Genomic DNA, 16,652 nt, shown 5'->3' with positions numbered 1-16,652 from the left:
GACACATGAATAATATGAACAATCAAAATCAGGAAAATCAACAGCATTTGCAAAACCAGCAAGGACAGACTGGCGAACAGAAACAACAGGAAAATAATACCCAGAGCAAACAGGATCAGGGTATTCACCACCAGAACCAACAACTTGGTGTCGGGCAGGAAGGCCTGCAGAATGTTGAGCAACAACAACAGCAAAGCCAGCAACATACCCAGCAGTCAGACCAGAAAGGCCAAGGTTTAGGACAGCCAGATCAGCAGAATTATAACCCGCAGGGTCAACAGAATCAGTATAATCAACAAAGCCAGCAAGGTTCATCTCAGAGCCAGCAAGGTCAAAATATGGGCCAGCAGGGTATGAGCCAACAAGGCCAAAGTCTGAATCAGCAAGGTGGTGTTGATAATAACCAGCAAGGAACTAATCGTGGTCAGGAAGGCCAAGGACTAACAGGTACAGGCATGGGTGCTACCAGTCAGCATAATCAGCAAAGTCATGACGGCCAGCCACAGCAAGTTAGCCCTGAACAGCAACAGCAGCAACGCACCACTCAGTATGAACAGGGTCAGCAGCATCAGCAAAATAGTAATAATGCAATGCAGCATGAAACTAATGATCAATATCGCTCTCGTCAGGAAGGTCAAAATGAAGATTATTAATCTTAGAAAATTAAGATTATTTTCATCTTTGGCTATTTGTTAATATAGATAGATTTAAATATATTACTTCTTTCTTAAAAATAAAAAATTTAATATCGGATATTTATATAATATCCGATTTTTTATATCTAATTTATTAAATAATATTTCAATGTAAAATTAGAAAACATAAAGCAGCAATCCCTCTATGTTTTAATATATTTTCCCAACATCTTTTTTAGTAAATAGCTTTTATATTTTAACTATAGATTTTTACTATAAAGCAGGAGATGTACAATGGTTGACGTAAATGAAAACCTAACGGATACGACCAGCACTTATAAAGACGATACACATCGTCAATCTCAGGAATATTGGAAGGAAAATTATAATAAAACTCCATATTATAAAGATGCATTAACACACTATCCTGACTTGGAATATGATCGTGATTATTCAGGTGCTTATAACTTGGGTTACACGAGCCGCCGAGAAAATGAAGGCCGTCACTTTGATGAGATGGAAGGCAGCTTGCAGCAGAAATGGGAAGACACTAAACGTGAATCACGTTTAAAGTGGGAACAGGCTAAACATGCCATTAAAGATGCCTGGGACCGTATGTAAGTATTTTAAGTCAAGGATTCAGAGTTCTCTGAATCCTTTTTATTTATTTTTTTATAACAATCATCCGGAGATCTTATGAATCAGTACCCCGCTACACCACCTGCACAGATTCAAACCCATCAACCGGGTAAACAGACCAAAATGAATCCCGAGCCTGAAATTATTAAGGCTTCCCATAAAGGTAGTGATAAATTAAAAGATAAAGTTGCATTGATTACTGGTGGTGACAGTGGAATCGGTCGCTCAGTTGCGGTGTTATTTGCACGTGAAGGTGCAGATATTGTGATTGCTTATCTAGAAGAAAGTCAGGATGCTGAAGATACCAAAGCAATGGTTGAACAGGAAGGCCGGCGTTGCCTTCTGGTAAAATGTGATATCCATAAAAAAGAAGAAGTTGATCAGCTAGTTGAAAAAGCTCTAAATGAATTCCAGAAAATTAATATTCTGGTGAATAATGCCGGGGTACAGTACCCACAGAAATATCTGACTGATATTCCGCAGCAGCAATTATTCAAGACTTTTGAAACCAATATTTTTTCAATGTTCTACCTGACCCAAGCAGTACTGCCTTATTTAAAAGAAGGTGACAGTATTATTAATACAACCAGCATCACCAGTTATCACGGACATGACCAGCTGATTGACTACTCCAGCACTAAAGGCGCCATTACCTCTTTTACACGTAGTTTATCGACCAATCTCCTTAAAAATAAAACAGGAATTCGTGTAAATGGTGTTGCGCCCGGACCAATCTGGACCCCGCTTATTCCAAGCAGCTTTGATGAAGAACAGGTTAAAGATTTTGGTAAGGAAACGCCAATGGAACGCATGGGCCAACCAAGCGAAGTGGCGCCTGCCTATCTATTTCTGGCTTCCGATGATGCCAGCTATATTTCAGGCCAGGTTATTCATGTAAACGGCGGTTCAATCGTTAATGGCTAATTAAAAATAGATTTGCAGTATTTTTACTTTTGATAGAACTTGCTCAACAACGACTCAGCTCTTTTTTTGAGTCGTTCTTTTTTATTTAAAAAATGAACGTAAAAAAGCAGACCCACGGGTCTGCTTTTTGTTTTATTAATACCAGTTAGAATGGCAGATCATCATCCAGGTCAGCCGGAACTTGAGAGGCTGGAGCTGACTGAGGAGCTTTAGGTGCGAAACCGCCCGGGTTATTATTGCCATAACCGCCACCTTGGTTGCTGTTATTATTAAAACCGCTACCCTGCTGGTTGCCGTTACCATAACCGCCCTGGCTACCCTGATTATTATTGAAACGTGGTTGACCATAGCCTTGATCACCACCAAAACCTGCACCTGCCTGATCGCCCTGCTGTCGGCCTGAGTCTAGCATCTGCATCTGTTCACCACGAATCTCGGTAGTATAACGTTCCTGACCGTTCTGGTCGGTCCATTGACGGGTACGCAATGAACCTTCAATATAAACTTTTGAACCTTTACGTAAATATTGCTGGGCAATTTCACCTAGACGGTTGTGTAGCACAATACGGTGCCATTCTGTCTGTTCTTTACGTTCACCTGTGCTTTTATCTGTCCACGATTCACTCGTTGCGATAGAAAACTGTGTTAAAGAGCCGCCATTTGGGAAAGTTTTTGTCTCTGGATCGCGCCCTAAAGTCCCTACTAAAATAACCTTATTTACACCACGCATCAGCTGTTCTCTTCCTATTCATTTCTATGTTTTACTTTATAAGAGTTATGCTTAAATGGCTACCTCTTTACCCAACAACTGCGTCAAATTATGTCGAGCAGCTGCATCCACCTGCTGTTTATCGACTTTAATATAGGCCAGTTGCTGTTCAGGCATCACCACGACCTCTTCAATACCACGAATCGCCAATAACTTAGAAGTCCATTCATCTGTTTCCTGCATTTCTGGCAAGCTTAAAACCAGTGAAGTTAAATAGCGTGGCTGAGCCAGACCAAAACTGATGAATAACCAGATTATGGCAATTGCTGTCAGGATACTCCAGCCTAGAGAAGTATTATGCAAAGTCAGCAGGAAACCGCCCAGTGTTCCTCCGAAAAAGGCACCCAGAAACTGGCCACTGGCATTGACACCCATGGCGGTAGCCTTAGACTGCAAAGGTGCAGATTTGGACAGCCAGGACGGCAATAATGCTTCCATCACATTAAAAGCAATAAAGAAAAACCCGAGACCGGTCAGCAGAATATATTTAGACTCAAAGCCAAAAATCATGATCAGCAGGCCTAATATAACTCCAGTAATTGCCGTCAAAAAGATTCCACGCATTTTGCGATATTTTTCCGCCAGGATAATACTGGGAAAAGCAAAAAACAGACTAACTACCAAAAGCGGTAAATAGACCATGCCATGACTGGCAAGCGGAATATGAGCAAATTCAATCAGCTGTGAAGGTATATATACAAACATTGCGGTAAGCAGCAAATGCAGGCTGAATACTGAAAAATGCAGACGGTTCAGGTCACCCATTTTCAGGACCTGCTTAAGCTGTTGCAAATAGCCTTGTGAAAAATTCTTATGATGACGAGTGACCTTAGGCACCATGAATAACATCAGAATCGCCAGAAGGCCCATGACTGTGGTTACCCAGAACAGGCCGGAAATACCGACAATTCCTGTCAGCCAAGGACCCAGACTAAAAGCGACTACGAACGACAGGCCGATACTCATGCCCATCACAGCCATTGCTTTAGTACGCTGCTCTTCACGGGTTACATCGGCCAGTAAAGCCATCACCACTGCTGAAACTGCACCACCTCCAGCAATAGCACGGCCAATAATCACGCCATAGATAGTTTCTGACATGGCAGCAATTGCACCGCCCAGAGCAAACAGCAACAAGCCAATCACTATAAGAGGTTTACGGCTGAATCGATCTGCCAGCAAGCTGAATGGAATTTGAAGAATCGCTTGGCTCAGACCGTAAACACCCACAGCCAGACCCAACAATGCTGGTGTCGCATACTGATATGACTGCCCTGCTACAGAGAATACAGGAATAATCATGAACAGGCCCAACATGCGTAAAGCAAAGATACTGCTTAAGGCAAAAGTTGAACGGCGTTCTAAGGCATTCATCATAGCAACAGGCTTATTAGAAAATAAGATGAATTATAAGATAAAGCAGCTCAAAGCGCGTAGCTCTGTTATTCGAAATAACGATATTAATGACAATAAAAAAGGGTATATAACTATACCCTTCAACTTATTCTGAGTTTAAAAATATATCCTAACCAAAACGCTCTGTCCGTTTACGATACTGGATTGAGGCCAGTACTGCCCAGACAATAAATGCCACCCCGATCAGGCCGGTTACCACTTCAGGAATATGTACGCCTGTGCCACTTGCCAGCATGATGATGGCCAGTGCGCCAATTGCATAATGCGCACCATGTTCAAGGTAGATGTAAGCATCCAGTGTGCCTTTTTCGACCAGATAAATAGTCATAGAGCGGACGAAGATTGCACCAATTGCCAAGCCTAGCATAATGATAACTACATCACTGGTAATTGCGAAAGCTCCAATTACACCGTCAAAGCTAAAAGATGCATCCAGCACTTCAAGATACAGGAAACCGCCAAAACCTGCTTTTACTACACCGGTTGTTGCGCCATTGCTGTCATGTGTAACAGCGTTGCCTTCTTCATCAATTTCCGGTTCACCGCCCAGCAGATGACTAAGTACCTGTACCCCGATATAAATTACAATTCCCCAGATACCGGCCATAGTTACGACCAGACGTTTTGTCTCGTCTACATTGGCAGCCACTACCAGCAAAGCAATCAAGGCAATAAATACAGACATAGCCGGTACGCTGGCCAAACTGGTTAAGCGTCGCTCCAGCCAGCGAAACCAGTGAGTATCTTTACCTTCATCCAGGAAGAAATTGAGAAAAACCAGAAGCAAGAAAGCTCCACCAAAAGCGGCAATTTCAGCATGATGGTCCATCAACCGCTGCGAATAGGTCGTTGGATCATTAAGTGCCAGTCTTACCACTTCCATTAATCCCATATCAGCAGTGACTGCAACAATCACCACGGGGAAAATCAGACGCATACCGAAAACCGCAATTAAGATACCAACTGTCAGGAAGATCATTTTCCAGAAGTGGTCCCAGTTACGTAGTACTGAGGCATTGACTACGGCATTGTCAAATGACAGAGATACCTCCATTACTGCCAGGATGGCCGTGATGGTCAGAGCCTTGAACATGGTTTCTATACCTGCTTGAGGCCCATGGGTATAGCCCCAATAAGCTGACAGTGCAAGACACACCACCGTAAAAAAAATGGAAAATCGGAAATGCTTCATGGATAAACCTATTCGCAATGAATGTTTTAAAACCTGTTTGAACCGGAGAAGTCTACGGCATCTTGTTCAAGTAATTATGACCTGTTTTTTTTGAAGCCGGTAAAAACTTTTTGATCAGTGAGCAACCTGATGTATTAAGAAGTTTAAATTATATTCAAGAGCTCATGGTCTTATAGATAACATCCTATAGTGTTGGGATATTTTAAGTATTTTTTAACACTTACCTTCAGGAGCATAAAATTGCATTTTTCACAATTACTGTGGCGAGATAATCTGGGTTTATATGAACGAATCCTCAAGATGCCTTTCAACCAGGAACTGATGCAGGGAACTTTATGCAAAAAAATATTCACTCACTATATTATTCAGGATGCATATTATCTGCTTGCCTACGGCCGTGCCCTGGCAGTTTGTGCAGCCAAAGCTGCAAATGCCGAGGAAGTGATTCAGTTTTCTGAAGCTGCACGGGTAGCAATTGTATTTGAACGTAGCCTGCATAAGGATTTCATGCAGAAATTCGGTATTAGCCCAGCCCAATTTGCAGCTACACCATTGACTCAAGCCTGCCATCATTACACATCATTCCTGAGTGCAACTGCCTGGTCAGAAAGCTATCCGGTGGTTCTGGCTGCCCTGTTACCCTGTTTCTGGATATATGCTGAAGTCGGCAGATATATTGTTGAGCATTCAGCGCCCGACAATCCCTATCAGGCCTGGATTGATACCTATGCGGGTGAAGAGTTTCATCATGCGGTAAGGGAAGTGATCATGACACTGAACCGGGTGGCTCAGCAGTGTGATCAAGAGACATTAAATAAAATGCAGCAAGTTTATAAACGTGGTGCTGAGCTGGAGTGGATTTTTTGGGACAGTGCCTACCGGCAGCGGGACTGGCCTGAAGGTTTAAGTGAATAGTAAAACAATGTGACATAAACTGACGCTTTAAAATCATAAAAACTACGCTTGAACATTTTTAAAGCGCTACCATATATAGAGTTTTAAACGCTTACTTAGGACGATTCATGAGTCAAAGTCATATCCGTATTCGAGGCGCACGTACCCATAACCTCAAAAATGTGTCACTCGATATTCCACGGGACAAGTTCGTGGTAATTACGGGACTTTCGGGCTCAGGTAAATCCTCTCTTGCTTTTGATACCCTGTATGCCGAAGGTCAGCGCCGTTATGTCGAGTCATTGTCGGCCTATGCGCGTCAGTTTTTATCCCAGATGGAAAAACCGGAAGTTGATGCAATTGAAGGCCTGTCTCCTGCAATCGCAATTGAACAGAAGTCAACCAGTCATAATCCACGTTCTACAGTGGGAACTATTACAGAAATTTATGACTATTTGCGACTGCTCTACGCCCGTGTAGGTACACCGTACTGCCCGGAACATGACTTGCCAATGGTGGCGCAGACTGTGTCAGAAATGGTAGATGCTGTAAAAGCCCTGCCTGAAGGGACGGCCTTGATGCTGTTGGCACCGGTAGTACGTGAACGTAAAGGTGAATACTCTACCCTCTTTGAACAGTTGCAAAGTCAGGGTTTTGTCCGTGCACGTGTAGATGGCGAAATTATTGAAATTGATACGCCACCCGAACTGGACAAGAAAAAGAAACATACTATTGAAGTAATTGTGGACCGTTTCAAAGTACGTGATGACCTGGGTAATCGTATCGCTGAATCTTTTGAAACTGCACTACGGCTCGGCGGAGATCTGGCAGTTTTATCCTGGATGAAAGATGAACATCCAGACCGGGTATTTTCGGCCAAACATTCATGTCCAGACTGTGACCGTGCGGTAGGTGATCTGGAACCACGGTTATTTTCATTTAATAATCCGTTTGGTGCCTGTCCGGCTTGTGATGGTCTGGGTACCCGTAGCCACTTCAGTGCCGATAAACTGATCCATAACCCGGAGCTGAGTATTAGCCAAGGTGCAATCCGTGGCTGGGACCGTCAGCGCCCTTATTATTATTCAATGCTACAAAAAGTAGCTGCCCATTATGATTATTCTCTGGATACCCCGTGGAAAGACTTGGGTAAAGATGTTCAGAAGAAGTTTTTATATGGTACAGGGCGTGAGAAAATTGATCTCAGCTATGTGGACGAGCGTGGTCGCCGTCATAACCGGGTTATGCCTTTCGAGGGTGTATTGCCACATCTAGAACGGCGCTACCGTGAGACTGAAAGTAATTATGTACGAGATGACCTGTCACAATATTTGTCGAATGCTGCTTGTGATGTCTGCGACGGTTCTCGGCTAAATGAGATTTCACGTAATGTAAAAATTCTGGACCATACCATTAGCCAGATTACCCGCATGTCGATCGGTGATGCCGCACATTATTATGAGCATCTGCATCTGGAAGGTGCCAAAGGTGAAATTGGTGACAAAATCTTCAAGGAGATTCGTGAGCGTCTTCACTTTCTGGTCAGTGTCGGGCTGAATTATCTGAGTCTTGCGCGTTCAGCAGAAACCTTGTCTGGTGGTGAAGCACAGCGTATTCGTCTGGCTTCACAAATTGGTGCCGGTCTGATGGGCGTGATGTATGTACTGGATGAGCCTTCGATTGGCTTGCACCAGCGTGATAACGACCGCCTACTGCAAACCCTGATTCGTCTGCGTGATCTGGGCAATACTGTACTGGTGGTTGAACATGATGAAGATGCCATTCGTGCTGCTGACCATATTATTGATATTGGTCCAGGTGCAGGTGTGCATGGCGGTTATGTAATTGCTGAGGGTACAGCCGATGAACTTTGCCAGCACAAAGATTCACTGACTGGCAAATATCTTTCTGGTGAGTTAAAAATCGCGGTACCACAACAGCGTGTTCAGCCGCCAAAACCGGAAGAACAAATTAAGCTGTTAGGGGCATCAGGACATAACCTGAAAAATGTTGATCTTACCATTCCCCTAGGTGTAATGACCTGTGTTACTGGCGTGTCTGGTTCTGGAAAATCCACCCTGATTAACCGGACCTTGTTACCTCTGGCAGCTACTCAGCTCAATGGAGCAACAACCTTAACACCAGAGAAATTTGACAGTATAGATGGTCTGCAATTTCTAGATAAAGTTGTAGATATTGACCAGAGTCCGATTGGACGTACCCCACGCTCCAACCCGGCAACCTACACAGGCGTATTTACACCTATCCGGGAACTGTTTGCCCAAACACAAGAAGCCAAAGCACGCGGCTATAGTGCTGGCCGGTTCTCCTTTAATGTAAAAGGTGGCCGCTGTGAGGCCTGTGAAGGTGACGGCATGATTAAGGTAGCAATGCACTTCCTGCCGGATATGTATGTACCCTGTGATGCCTGTCATGGCAAGCGATATAATCGTGAGACTCTGGAAGTTGGCTATAAAGGTAAAAATATTTCCGATGTACTGGAAATGACGGTAGAAGATGCAGCTGCATTCTTCGAGGCTATTCCGGTAATTCATCGCCGTCTGGAAACACTGACTCAGGTAGGTCTTGGTTATATCCGTCTGGGCCAGTCGGCAACCACCCTGTCGGGAGGTGAAGCTCAACGGGTAAAACTGGCCCGTGAATTAGCTAAACGTGATACCGGGAAGACTTTGTATGTACTGGACGAACCTACCACAGGCCTGCATTTCCATGATATTGCCAAGTTATTAGATATCCTGCATGAGCTACGCAACAAGGGTAATACCATTGTAGTGATTGAGCACAATCTGGATGTTATTAAGACTGCAGACTGGGTGGTCGATCTTGGACCGGAAGGAGGTTCTGGTGGTGGCCAGATTATTGCTACCGGCACACCAGAGGAGGTTGCTGAAGTAGCTATTTCACATACAGGCCGTTTCTTGAAACCTTTATTGAAATAGTCTCCTCAGCTGTTAAAGCCCTATTGAAAACGGTGATATATTCACCGTTTTTTTATTTTTAAACTTCATAATTTTTTACTGAGACGTTTTATGCAGACAGATACTTATAAATACTTTTTTTAGCAATACCCAGTTGTTTCTATCAATAGCTTTAACAGCCGCTTTATTTATAAAAATATTCATCAAAATATAAAAAGTTAAAATTTTTAATAGCTTAAATAAAAATTCCAAGTTAGCGTATTCTAGACATTCGGGAATTTAAATCTCTTACTACGCAACACTATTTCGTCCCGCTGCCTTTGCCCGGAATAACGCCTGATCCGCCTTTTCCAGCAGTTCTAACCAGTTTTCTGTGCCTGTCGCGACGCCTATACTCACTGAAACAGAAATTGAGTTACCATTTTCAAGCTTAAGATGGGCCTGCTGGACTTCAGCACGAATTTTTTCTGCCACTTTCAAAGCTGCACCGAACTCGACATATTCCAAGAATATGATAAATTCGTCTCCGCCATAACGAATAATCAGATCCGAAGAACGTACACTTTTTTTAAGCTGACTGGCAACAAGCTGAATAATTTGATCACCAATAATGTGTCCGTACTGATCATTTACCTGTTTAAAATAATCAATATCTACCAGAATCAGACAAGTCTGGCTTAATTGTTTAACATGCTTTTCCAGATACTGTATGTGCTCATCCAATGCTAGGCGATTAGATACTCCGGTTAAAATATCGGTATTGGCAATATTACGCAGTTGTAATTCAAGTACATCACGCTCGGCCAGCTGTGCCTGTAGTTTTTGTATGGCTTCAAATAGCGAGAGTGGATAAAGAGTATCTGAGGACTGGATACGAGAATCTTGATGACCGGCAAGCTTTAAAATCAGATTGCGTGCCCGGATTAAGGGGGTAAATACTTTATAGCGTGCATAAACCATAGTAAAAATGGCGGTAAACACAGAAATAACAGAAACAGAAAGAGTCAGGATAAATTTTTTCCATGCCTTACTGCGTACCTCTTCAGCTGTTTTAACGCTATGATCCAGCAGAAAATCCTGTAAATTAACCACTGTCAAAAATTTATCAACGATTTGTTCAGTTAACTGGGTTCCTGTCATAGAGTACGGCTGATTTTTTATACTTTCATTGATCAGCGTTTTTACCATTGGAATCGCTTTTTCCAGAAACTCTGTTTTAACTTCACCATGTAGTCTTAAATATTGGGGTGTTCTATATTTATCCTGTTGAATAGAATTAATCAGATCCCATAAGTAATAAGCCTGATACTGGGTCTGCAAAGAGCGTGCAAGATTTTCCTCTGGAATTTTCTCCTGAAAAGTGACCGCTGCAATAATATTGGAGGCCAAACGTCCAGCCTGATCCCGCAGGTCAGTCAAAATTAAAATCAGGGTATAATAATCAGAGATAACGGTATTTTTCCCCACTGAATGTGAAATGACATTTTTTAAGACCTGATGAGCGCTATCCCAAGCAGCAAACATTTTCTGAATCGACCGATCAAGCTGTATAGAGGTTCTTTTAGAGCGAGGAATAGCAATATAGCCATCTATAGCCTGTCTACCCTGCTCTAGTGAATGCACTACATTCTTAGATACATTTTCAGCATCTGCCGGCAAGCCGGCCTTGTTTAAAATATCTACTGTTTCAGCAATATGTTTATCTACTGATTTTCGAAAATCAATTAGTTCCCTGAAATTCTGTGCGAACTCTTCTGTTGTACTCGACATGACTTTATTTGATGGGCCACGTTCTCGTGAAATCATATTTGTCAGCTCGGCCATATTACGTAGTGCAGAGATTTCTGTCAGAGCCAGGTCTGTTTTCTTGTAAGTACGATAACTGTCTATAGTCAGAGGAATACAAATAAAAAGAAGTGAAAAAATAATAACCAACATGGACCAGAACAAACGCCGGGTAATATATTCTGAACGTAGCTGGTTCTTCATCAAACATATCCCATTACAAATTCTAGTATTCAAAAATATATTTTATAAAAACTTAAGATCATAAAAGTTTCGGGCAGAGATAGCTTCTTTAGAATACTTAAAGTTTACTGATGTTTTTTTAATGGAAACTTAGTAATAACCTGTTCCCCAAGAGGGGCTATTTTACCTTTTACTCTATCTTTTTCAATAGTTTAAAAATTTATCACTCTAGTTTTAAAGTCTAAGAGATCTGCAGAATACATAGAGCCCTGAGTAAAAATATAAATAATTTTAAATACACTATATTTTTTCTCTATATAAAATTTATAAAATTTTATTAAAAAATCAGAACTATAATTTTAATAACTTTTCTGAAAGATAAAAGATAAATAGTTTCTGCAACTATATAATATTTCATTTAGCTTAAATCCCTTTTCAAGTTAAAGATTAATATTTTTTCTAACTCTATAATTTTTCTATTAATTGGTTTTACCGTTTTTTAAAATATTAATTATCAATTTAACACATTTAAAAAACTGTTGCATACTACATTTAAGAACAATAAGTGAGATTTTCATCACACTTATTTGAATTCCTCAGGATGTATCTCCCAAATATTATGCATCCTTTCTGGCCCAGTTATCTCTTTTAAGCTGGGCCTTTTTTTACTTAAAATTTACTTATTTTTAGTTAAAACTTTTTTAAAATTACGCAAGTCATTTTTTGGTTTTGCATGTACAGCTCAAATTTCTTATTTTAACTGTAATTTAAAATAGAACACTGTCTAAGTATAAAACTCAGGTTAAAAAAAAGCCCAACCTTGGGGAAAGCTGGGCGGATAAACCAGAAATACGGTTTTAAAAATTCTGTGGTGCAGATATAAGTTGTATATATCTGATATAAATATTATGTGATTTTTCATGTATAAAGTAAAGTTGATTAATTTAATAAGGATTAGAAAATCTATCGCTTTTTACAATTTTGTAGAGCTAAGTCTTATCTTAATCTAACTACTAAGATAAATTCTAATTTAAAGTTTTTAGCTTATAGAGCGCTTAAAAAAGCATCTGTCCTACCAAAAATTAAATATAAAATACTTCAATTTGATTCCTTTCTTATTTCTAGAATTATTGATTAATTCTTCTATATTAATCAGTTAAAACAATCATAAAACTCTTATTCAAAACTCACTTTTTCCTAAAATTTATTCATTAATTAAGTATTACTTAACTGTTATATCGAAACTTTTTAAAAGGTTGACAAACCTTATTCCAAATGAGCAAAAAATGTTCTTTATCATATTTAGTATAATTACTCTATAAAATAATATCTTTTTACTTCATTGACTTAATAAATTGTTACAATACAATGCAGTGGTTTAATCCATTTTTAATAAACTGGTAAATATCATGAAAAAACTCGGTTTAGCCACTGCTTTACTATTAGCCATGACCGGTGCGCAAGCATATCAATTTGAGGTTCAGGGACAATCTGAATATATCGATGCCACACTCAATGATAAAGATTTTACTGGTTCAGTAGCCGGAACTTACTACTATAAAAATGTAGATTCAAGCAAAGGGCCATTAGCTGAAGCCGCATTTTTAAACCAAGCTTCTAACATTTCTCTTGCTTACACCTATGGTAATCTTGACTTGGGTGCAGATCGCACCTTCAGTCTGGATACTGAAGCACACACTTACGGCGTAAAAGGTGAAGCATATATTCCGACTTCAGTTATTCCGTTATATACCAGTGCAGCTTATAGCCACACTAAAACAGATACAGATATATCTGAGTTTGGTACAAAATTAGGTTCTATTGAAAATAATGGCGATCGTTATGCATTAGAGCTTGGTGCACTTCTGGCACCTAATTTCCTGGTAGCAGTAGGCTATGCAAATATTGCTGATCCTTTTGCTCTAGACGCCAACAATATTATATCTAATGGTATTCTAAAAACTGTAGGTGAAGCTGTAACTGCCGGTTTTACTAATCAGCGTCTTTCTCAAGATATCGTAACTGCTCGCACTAAATATGTAGGCCCAGTTGATGGTACAAATGCATCAGTTGGTTTTGAAGCTGCGATGATGCATGCAGACAGCAATAATGCATATCAGTTAAAAACTGATGTCTACTTTACACCAAAATTTAGTATAGGCGCTTCTTATGCTGAATCTAATTTTACTGATGTAATGGACTCAGCTTGGGGAGCAAACATTAACTACTTTATTACTCCAGCAGTTGCAGTAGGCGCAAGCTATGTTAATGCAAACGCAGTAGGTATAGATGCAGATACTCAAACTGTAGGGGTTAACGCCAAATTCCGTTTCTAATCTGTTAACAGATTAAGGAACTAAAAAAGGACTCCATTGGAGTCCTTTTTATTATTGCATTTAACTGCGTATGACGTTCAGGAAGTAAAGATGACGTTCATACTGGTCCAGAATATCCTGAAGCAGATCTTCTTGCGTCCATTCCATAACATCATAATTTTGTCCTCCCTCTCTTAAAAACACTTCAGCCTGATAATATTCATGGTCGGTAGCTGATTGGGCTCCAGTCATAAAGCTCGGAGGGGTAGTTTCACGTGAAACCACTTTATAGATAAAATTAATCTCATTCCGATGATCCACCCTTAATAGCAATCCGTCCTCAAGAGTTTCTATGCTCACCTCAAGATTACGACGTTTAAACTCATGCTGAATATGCTGAAATGCCTGAGCAACTGTAGACTTTATATAATGCTCTACTTCATCACGACTATGTGGATAATGCATAATTAGGCCCAAACGCTGTTGCCAGCTGCGCGGGTTATGAATAGCACGCGGTGTAATACGTGCCTCCTGAATAGCCTGCATTTTCAAACTGTCTAATCTTAGTGCCTTGAGCAACCCCCAGCAGATGAGCAGCATAATAAAGGTAAATGGCAAAGCACTCATAATGGTGGCGGACTGTAATGCACCTAAACCACCAGCCATGAGCAGAATAATAGCCAGTAGCGCCATAAGTACTGTCCAGAACAGCCGCTGCCAGGCAGGAGACTGATCTGTTTTAGAGGTGAGATAATCGGTAACCAGGGCGCCTGAATCGGCAGAGGTCACAAAAAACAGCATGACCAGAACAGTTGCTAAAATACTGCTCACTCCAGACCAAGGTAACTGGGTCAAGAATTCAAACAGCGCTACAGAAGAATCAGTTTTTACAGCTTCTAGCAGGCTATTATTTCCTTCAAACATCACATTATATAGCGCTGCATTACCTATGAATCCCATCCAGATAATGGTGAAACCTGTAGGAATCAGCAATACGCCTGCAATAAACTCACGGACAGTACGTCCTCGTGAGACTCGGGCAATAAACATACCTACAAATGGTGACCAAGAAATCCACCAAGCCCAGTACATGATAGTCCAGCCACCAATCCAGCCATTAGGCTGATAGGCATATAAGTTAAAAGTCATGCTGAACAGGTTAGATACATATTGTCCTGCTGTCTGGATGGTGGTCTGCAATAAATAAATGCTGGCGCCAGTTAAAAATATGAAAGCCAGCAATAGCAATGCTAGAATGAGGTTGAGTTCAGATAAACGCTTAACGCCCTTATCCAGACCTAAAAAGACCGAGAGTGAAGCAATACTGCTTACCACAACAATTAAAATAATCTGAGTCAGAATACTCTGCTCCCAGCCAAACAGATAATTCAATCCCGAGTTAATCTGTGTTACACCAAAACCCAGAGAAGTGGCAACCCCGAATATGGTCCCAATTGTGGCGAAAGTATCGACTCCATCACCAATTGGTCCATAAATACGCTTACCAATTAAAGGATATAAGGCTGAGCGGACTTTTAATGGAAGCTGATGACGGTATGCAAAATAAGCCAGTGACAACCCAACAACTGCATAAATAGCCCAGGCATGTAAACCCCAATGGAAGAAAGTAACACGCATGGCCTGTTGTGCTGCCAGTACGGTCTCCGGCTGGCCACTTGGTGGACTGACATAATGCATAATGGGCTCAGCAACACCAAAGAACATTAAGCCAATCCCCATACCTGCAGTAAACAGCATGGCAAACCAGGAAGGATAAGTATAATCAGGTTGACTATGATCTGGCCCAAGTTTGATCCGGCCCATGGAAGACACAGCAATACCTGTTAGCAGGATTAAAAATAAGGCAACCGATAAAACATAAAACCAGCTGAAAGAATCAGTAATCCACTGATTTAATTTTTTGGTCAGAAGTTCAAATGCATCGGGAGCAAAAATAACAATAGCTAAAAAGATCAGGATAATCACAACCGTGCTAATAAACACATTAGGATTAACATTGGAAAACCAAGCTTTGGACTTGGAAGACATAGGTGATTTACCCCCATATATTTTTTTAATAAAATGACAGACTCTGCGGTCAAAATGCATTCTGCTAAGACATTGTAAAAACAAAGAATACTGAACCAGTATTCAGAGTGATATATTAAATTAACTTACAAATGAAAGCCGTTAACTTCCTGTAAAGGAGAATTTTCAAGATTTGTCTTTATCTGTACGGGGTGAATGTGAAATATATTGCAGCACAATAAGTCTTGAAACGATAAGTGCCAGATACATTACTCCGCCAAACATCTGTAACATTGCCAGAACACGTGCCGCCGGACTGACTGGCATCAGGTCTGCAAGACCCGTAGCTGACTGGAGGCTAAAGCTTAAAAACAGAAGATCCAGCCAGGTTTGCAATGGCCCTGTCCGATTTGGATTTTGGAAGCTATAAGGAACTACCAGCTGGCAGATGTTATAAAGAAAGGCAAAACCCCAAGCGATCAAGGTAAAGACTGCGGCAGCTGCAAAAAGCTCATCCTTAGTAAGATAACGGTCAGCAAACATATAGCGGATCAGTCCATAAGCCGCACAGAAATAGGCACTTGCTTCAAAAGCATGGGTAGTAATGATCAGACCCACATGTTCATAACCAAAAAGTATGGGCACAGAAAAAATAAAAGCACCACCGACAAAAATGAGACCGAGTGCGGTGTAGGCTGGAGTCTGGCGTATCATTTTTGCCACCAGTAATAGTGCGATCACGCCCAGCAACCAGGTGACAGAACGAGACGGTGTACTATCATTGCTGAGCAAAGATAAAATCAGTATAAAAAATTGTAATAAAACTAACTGGGCGGAAGGTAATAAACGAAAACCTTTCCAGAATCCAAGAAGTACACGCAAGCCTGCTTTTAACCCAGCCATTTTATGATGTAGCCATTATTATTTATTAAT

The 16,652-nt window shown here is 40.9% G+C and carries 12 protein-coding genes; 6 read left to right on the top strand and 6 right to left on the bottom strand.

Annotated features, from left to right (window positions below; translation table 11 throughout):
- Positions 1–5 precede the first annotated feature (5 nt).
- The 3 genes from B3R63_RS12805 to B3R63_RS12795 all read left to right on the top strand — a co-directional run bounded on the left by B3R63_RS12805 (position 6) and on the right by B3R63_RS12795 (position 2,198).
- Positions 6–653, top strand: coding sequence for a hypothetical protein (locus B3R63_RS12805; protein WP_286731678.1), 648 nt, complete (start codon positions 6–8; stop codon positions 651–653).
- A gap of 276 nt (positions 654–929) precedes the next feature.
- Positions 930–1,256, top strand: a complete 327-nt coding sequence (locus B3R63_RS12800; RefSeq protein ID WP_265768517.1) for a hypothetical protein — start codon at positions 930–932, stop codon at positions 1,254–1,256.
- A 75-nt stretch (positions 1,257–1,331) separates the two neighbouring features.
- Complete coding sequence (locus tag B3R63_RS12795; protein WP_284908593.1) at positions 1,332–2,198, top strand: SDR family oxidoreductase; 867 nt, start codon at positions 1,332–1,334, stop codon at positions 2,196–2,198.
- A gap of 145 nt (positions 2,199–2,343) precedes the next feature.
- Here B3R63_RS12795 and ssb read toward each other — a convergent pair whose 3' ends face one another.
- The 3 genes from ssb to B3R63_RS12780 form a co-directional block, all read right to left on the bottom strand.
- On the bottom strand, positions 2,344–2,928 hold the full coding sequence (ssb, locus tag B3R63_RS12790) for a single-stranded DNA-binding protein (protein ID WP_005017910.1): 585 nt from the start codon (positions 2,926–2,928) through the stop codon (positions 2,344–2,346).
- A gap of 51 nt (positions 2,929–2,979) precedes the next feature.
- The gene (locus B3R63_RS12785) at positions 2,980–4,344 is read right to left on the bottom strand and encodes an MFS transporter (protein WP_005017908.1); all 1,365 of its coding nucleotides are present in this window, start codon (positions 4,342–4,344) and stop codon (positions 2,980–2,982) included.
- 148 nt (positions 4,345–4,492) lie between these two features.
- Positions 4,493–5,575 carry a DUF475 domain-containing protein gene (locus tag B3R63_RS12780; RefSeq protein WP_286731672.1) on the bottom strand — a complete coding sequence of 361 codons (1,083 nt, stop codon included), beginning with the start codon at positions 5,573–5,575 and terminating at the stop codon, positions 4,493–4,495.
- A gap of 240 nt (positions 5,576–5,815) precedes the next feature.
- Between B3R63_RS12780 and tenA the strand changes: the two genes are divergently transcribed.
- Together tenA and uvrA are read left to right on the top strand one after the other, a co-directional pair.
- Positions 5,816–6,490 carry a thiaminase II gene (gene tenA / locus B3R63_RS12775; protein ID WP_286731669.1) on the top strand — a complete coding sequence of 225 codons (675 nt, stop codon included), beginning with the start codon at positions 5,816–5,818 and terminating at the stop codon, positions 6,488–6,490.
- Between the two features lie 107 nt (positions 6,491–6,597).
- The gene (gene uvrA / locus B3R63_RS12770; RefSeq protein WP_286731667.1) at positions 6,598–9,429 is read left to right on the top strand and encodes an excinuclease ABC subunit UvrA; all 2,832 of its coding nucleotides are present in this window, start codon (positions 6,598–6,600) and stop codon (positions 9,427–9,429) included.
- A 270-nt stretch (positions 9,430–9,699) separates the two neighbouring features.
- Here uvrA and B3R63_RS12765 read toward each other — a convergent pair whose 3' ends face one another.
- Positions 9,700–11,397: a GGDEF domain-containing protein gene (locus B3R63_RS12765; RefSeq protein ID WP_286731664.1), complete on the bottom strand. Its 1,698-nt coding sequence runs from the start codon at positions 11,395–11,397 to the stop codon at positions 9,700–9,702.
- 1,385 nt (positions 11,398–12,782) lie between these two features.
- Here B3R63_RS12765 and omp33-36 point away from each other — a divergent pair.
- A complete protein-coding gene (gene omp33-36 / locus B3R63_RS12760) occupies positions 12,783–13,712 on the top strand; it encodes a porin Omp33-36 (RefSeq protein ID WP_286731963.1) in 930 nt (309 codons plus the stop codon).
- Between the two features lie 60 nt (positions 13,713–13,772).
- On the opposite strand, the gene B3R63_RS12755 is transcribed toward omp33-36, so the two are convergent.
- The gene (locus tag B3R63_RS12755) at positions 13,773–15,740 is read right to left on the bottom strand and encodes a BCCT family transporter (RefSeq protein WP_026444010.1); all 1,968 of its coding nucleotides are present in this window, start codon (positions 15,738–15,740) and stop codon (positions 13,773–13,775) included.
- Between the two features lie 165 nt (positions 15,741–15,905).
- Positions 15,906–16,601, bottom strand: a complete 696-nt coding sequence (locus B3R63_RS12750; protein ID WP_286731961.1) for an ion channel — start codon at positions 16,599–16,601, stop codon at positions 15,906–15,908.
- Positions 16,602–16,652 lie beyond the last annotated feature (51 nt).

The sequence above is a fragment of the Acinetobacter sp. UBA1297 genome (genome assembly GCF_002307755.1).
Lineage (GTDB): Bacteria > Pseudomonadota > Gammaproteobacteria > Pseudomonadales > Moraxellaceae > Acinetobacter > Acinetobacter radioresistens.
This window is presented reverse-complemented; position numbering and strand designations above follow the sequence as displayed.

Coding starts and splice junctions, on each gene's coding strand:
- B3R63_RS12785 (WP_005017908.1), bottom strand. CDS start 4,344: ATGATGAATGCCTTAGAACGCCGTTCAACTTTTGCCTTAAGCAGTATC.
- B3R63_RS12780 (WP_286731672.1), bottom strand. CDS start 5,575: ATGAAGCATTTCCGATTTTCCATTTTTTTTACGGTGGTGTGTCTTGCA.
- ssb (WP_005017910.1), bottom strand. CDS start 2,928: ATGCGTGGTGTAAATAAGGTTATTTTAGTAGGGACTTTAGGGCGCGAT.
- B3R63_RS12800 (WP_265768517.1), top strand. CDS start 930: ATGGTTGACGTAAATGAAAACCTAACGGATACGACCAGCACTTATAAA.
- B3R63_RS12805 (WP_286731678.1), top strand. CDS start 6: ATGAATAATATGAACAATCAAAATCAGGAAAATCAACAGCATTTGCAA.
- B3R63_RS12795 (WP_284908593.1), top strand. CDS start 1,332: ATGAATCAGTACCCCGCTACACCACCTGCACAGATTCAAACCCATCAA.
- B3R63_RS12755 (WP_026444010.1), bottom strand. CDS start 15,740: ATGTCTTCCAAGTCCAAAGCTTGGTTTTCCAATGTTAATCCTAATGTG.
- B3R63_RS12765 (WP_286731664.1), bottom strand. CDS start 11,397: ATGAAGAACCAGCTACGTTCAGAATATATTACCCGGCGTTTGTTCTGG.
- uvrA (WP_286731667.1), top strand. CDS start 6,598: ATGAGTCAAAGTCATATCCGTATTCGAGGCGCACGTACCCATAACCTC.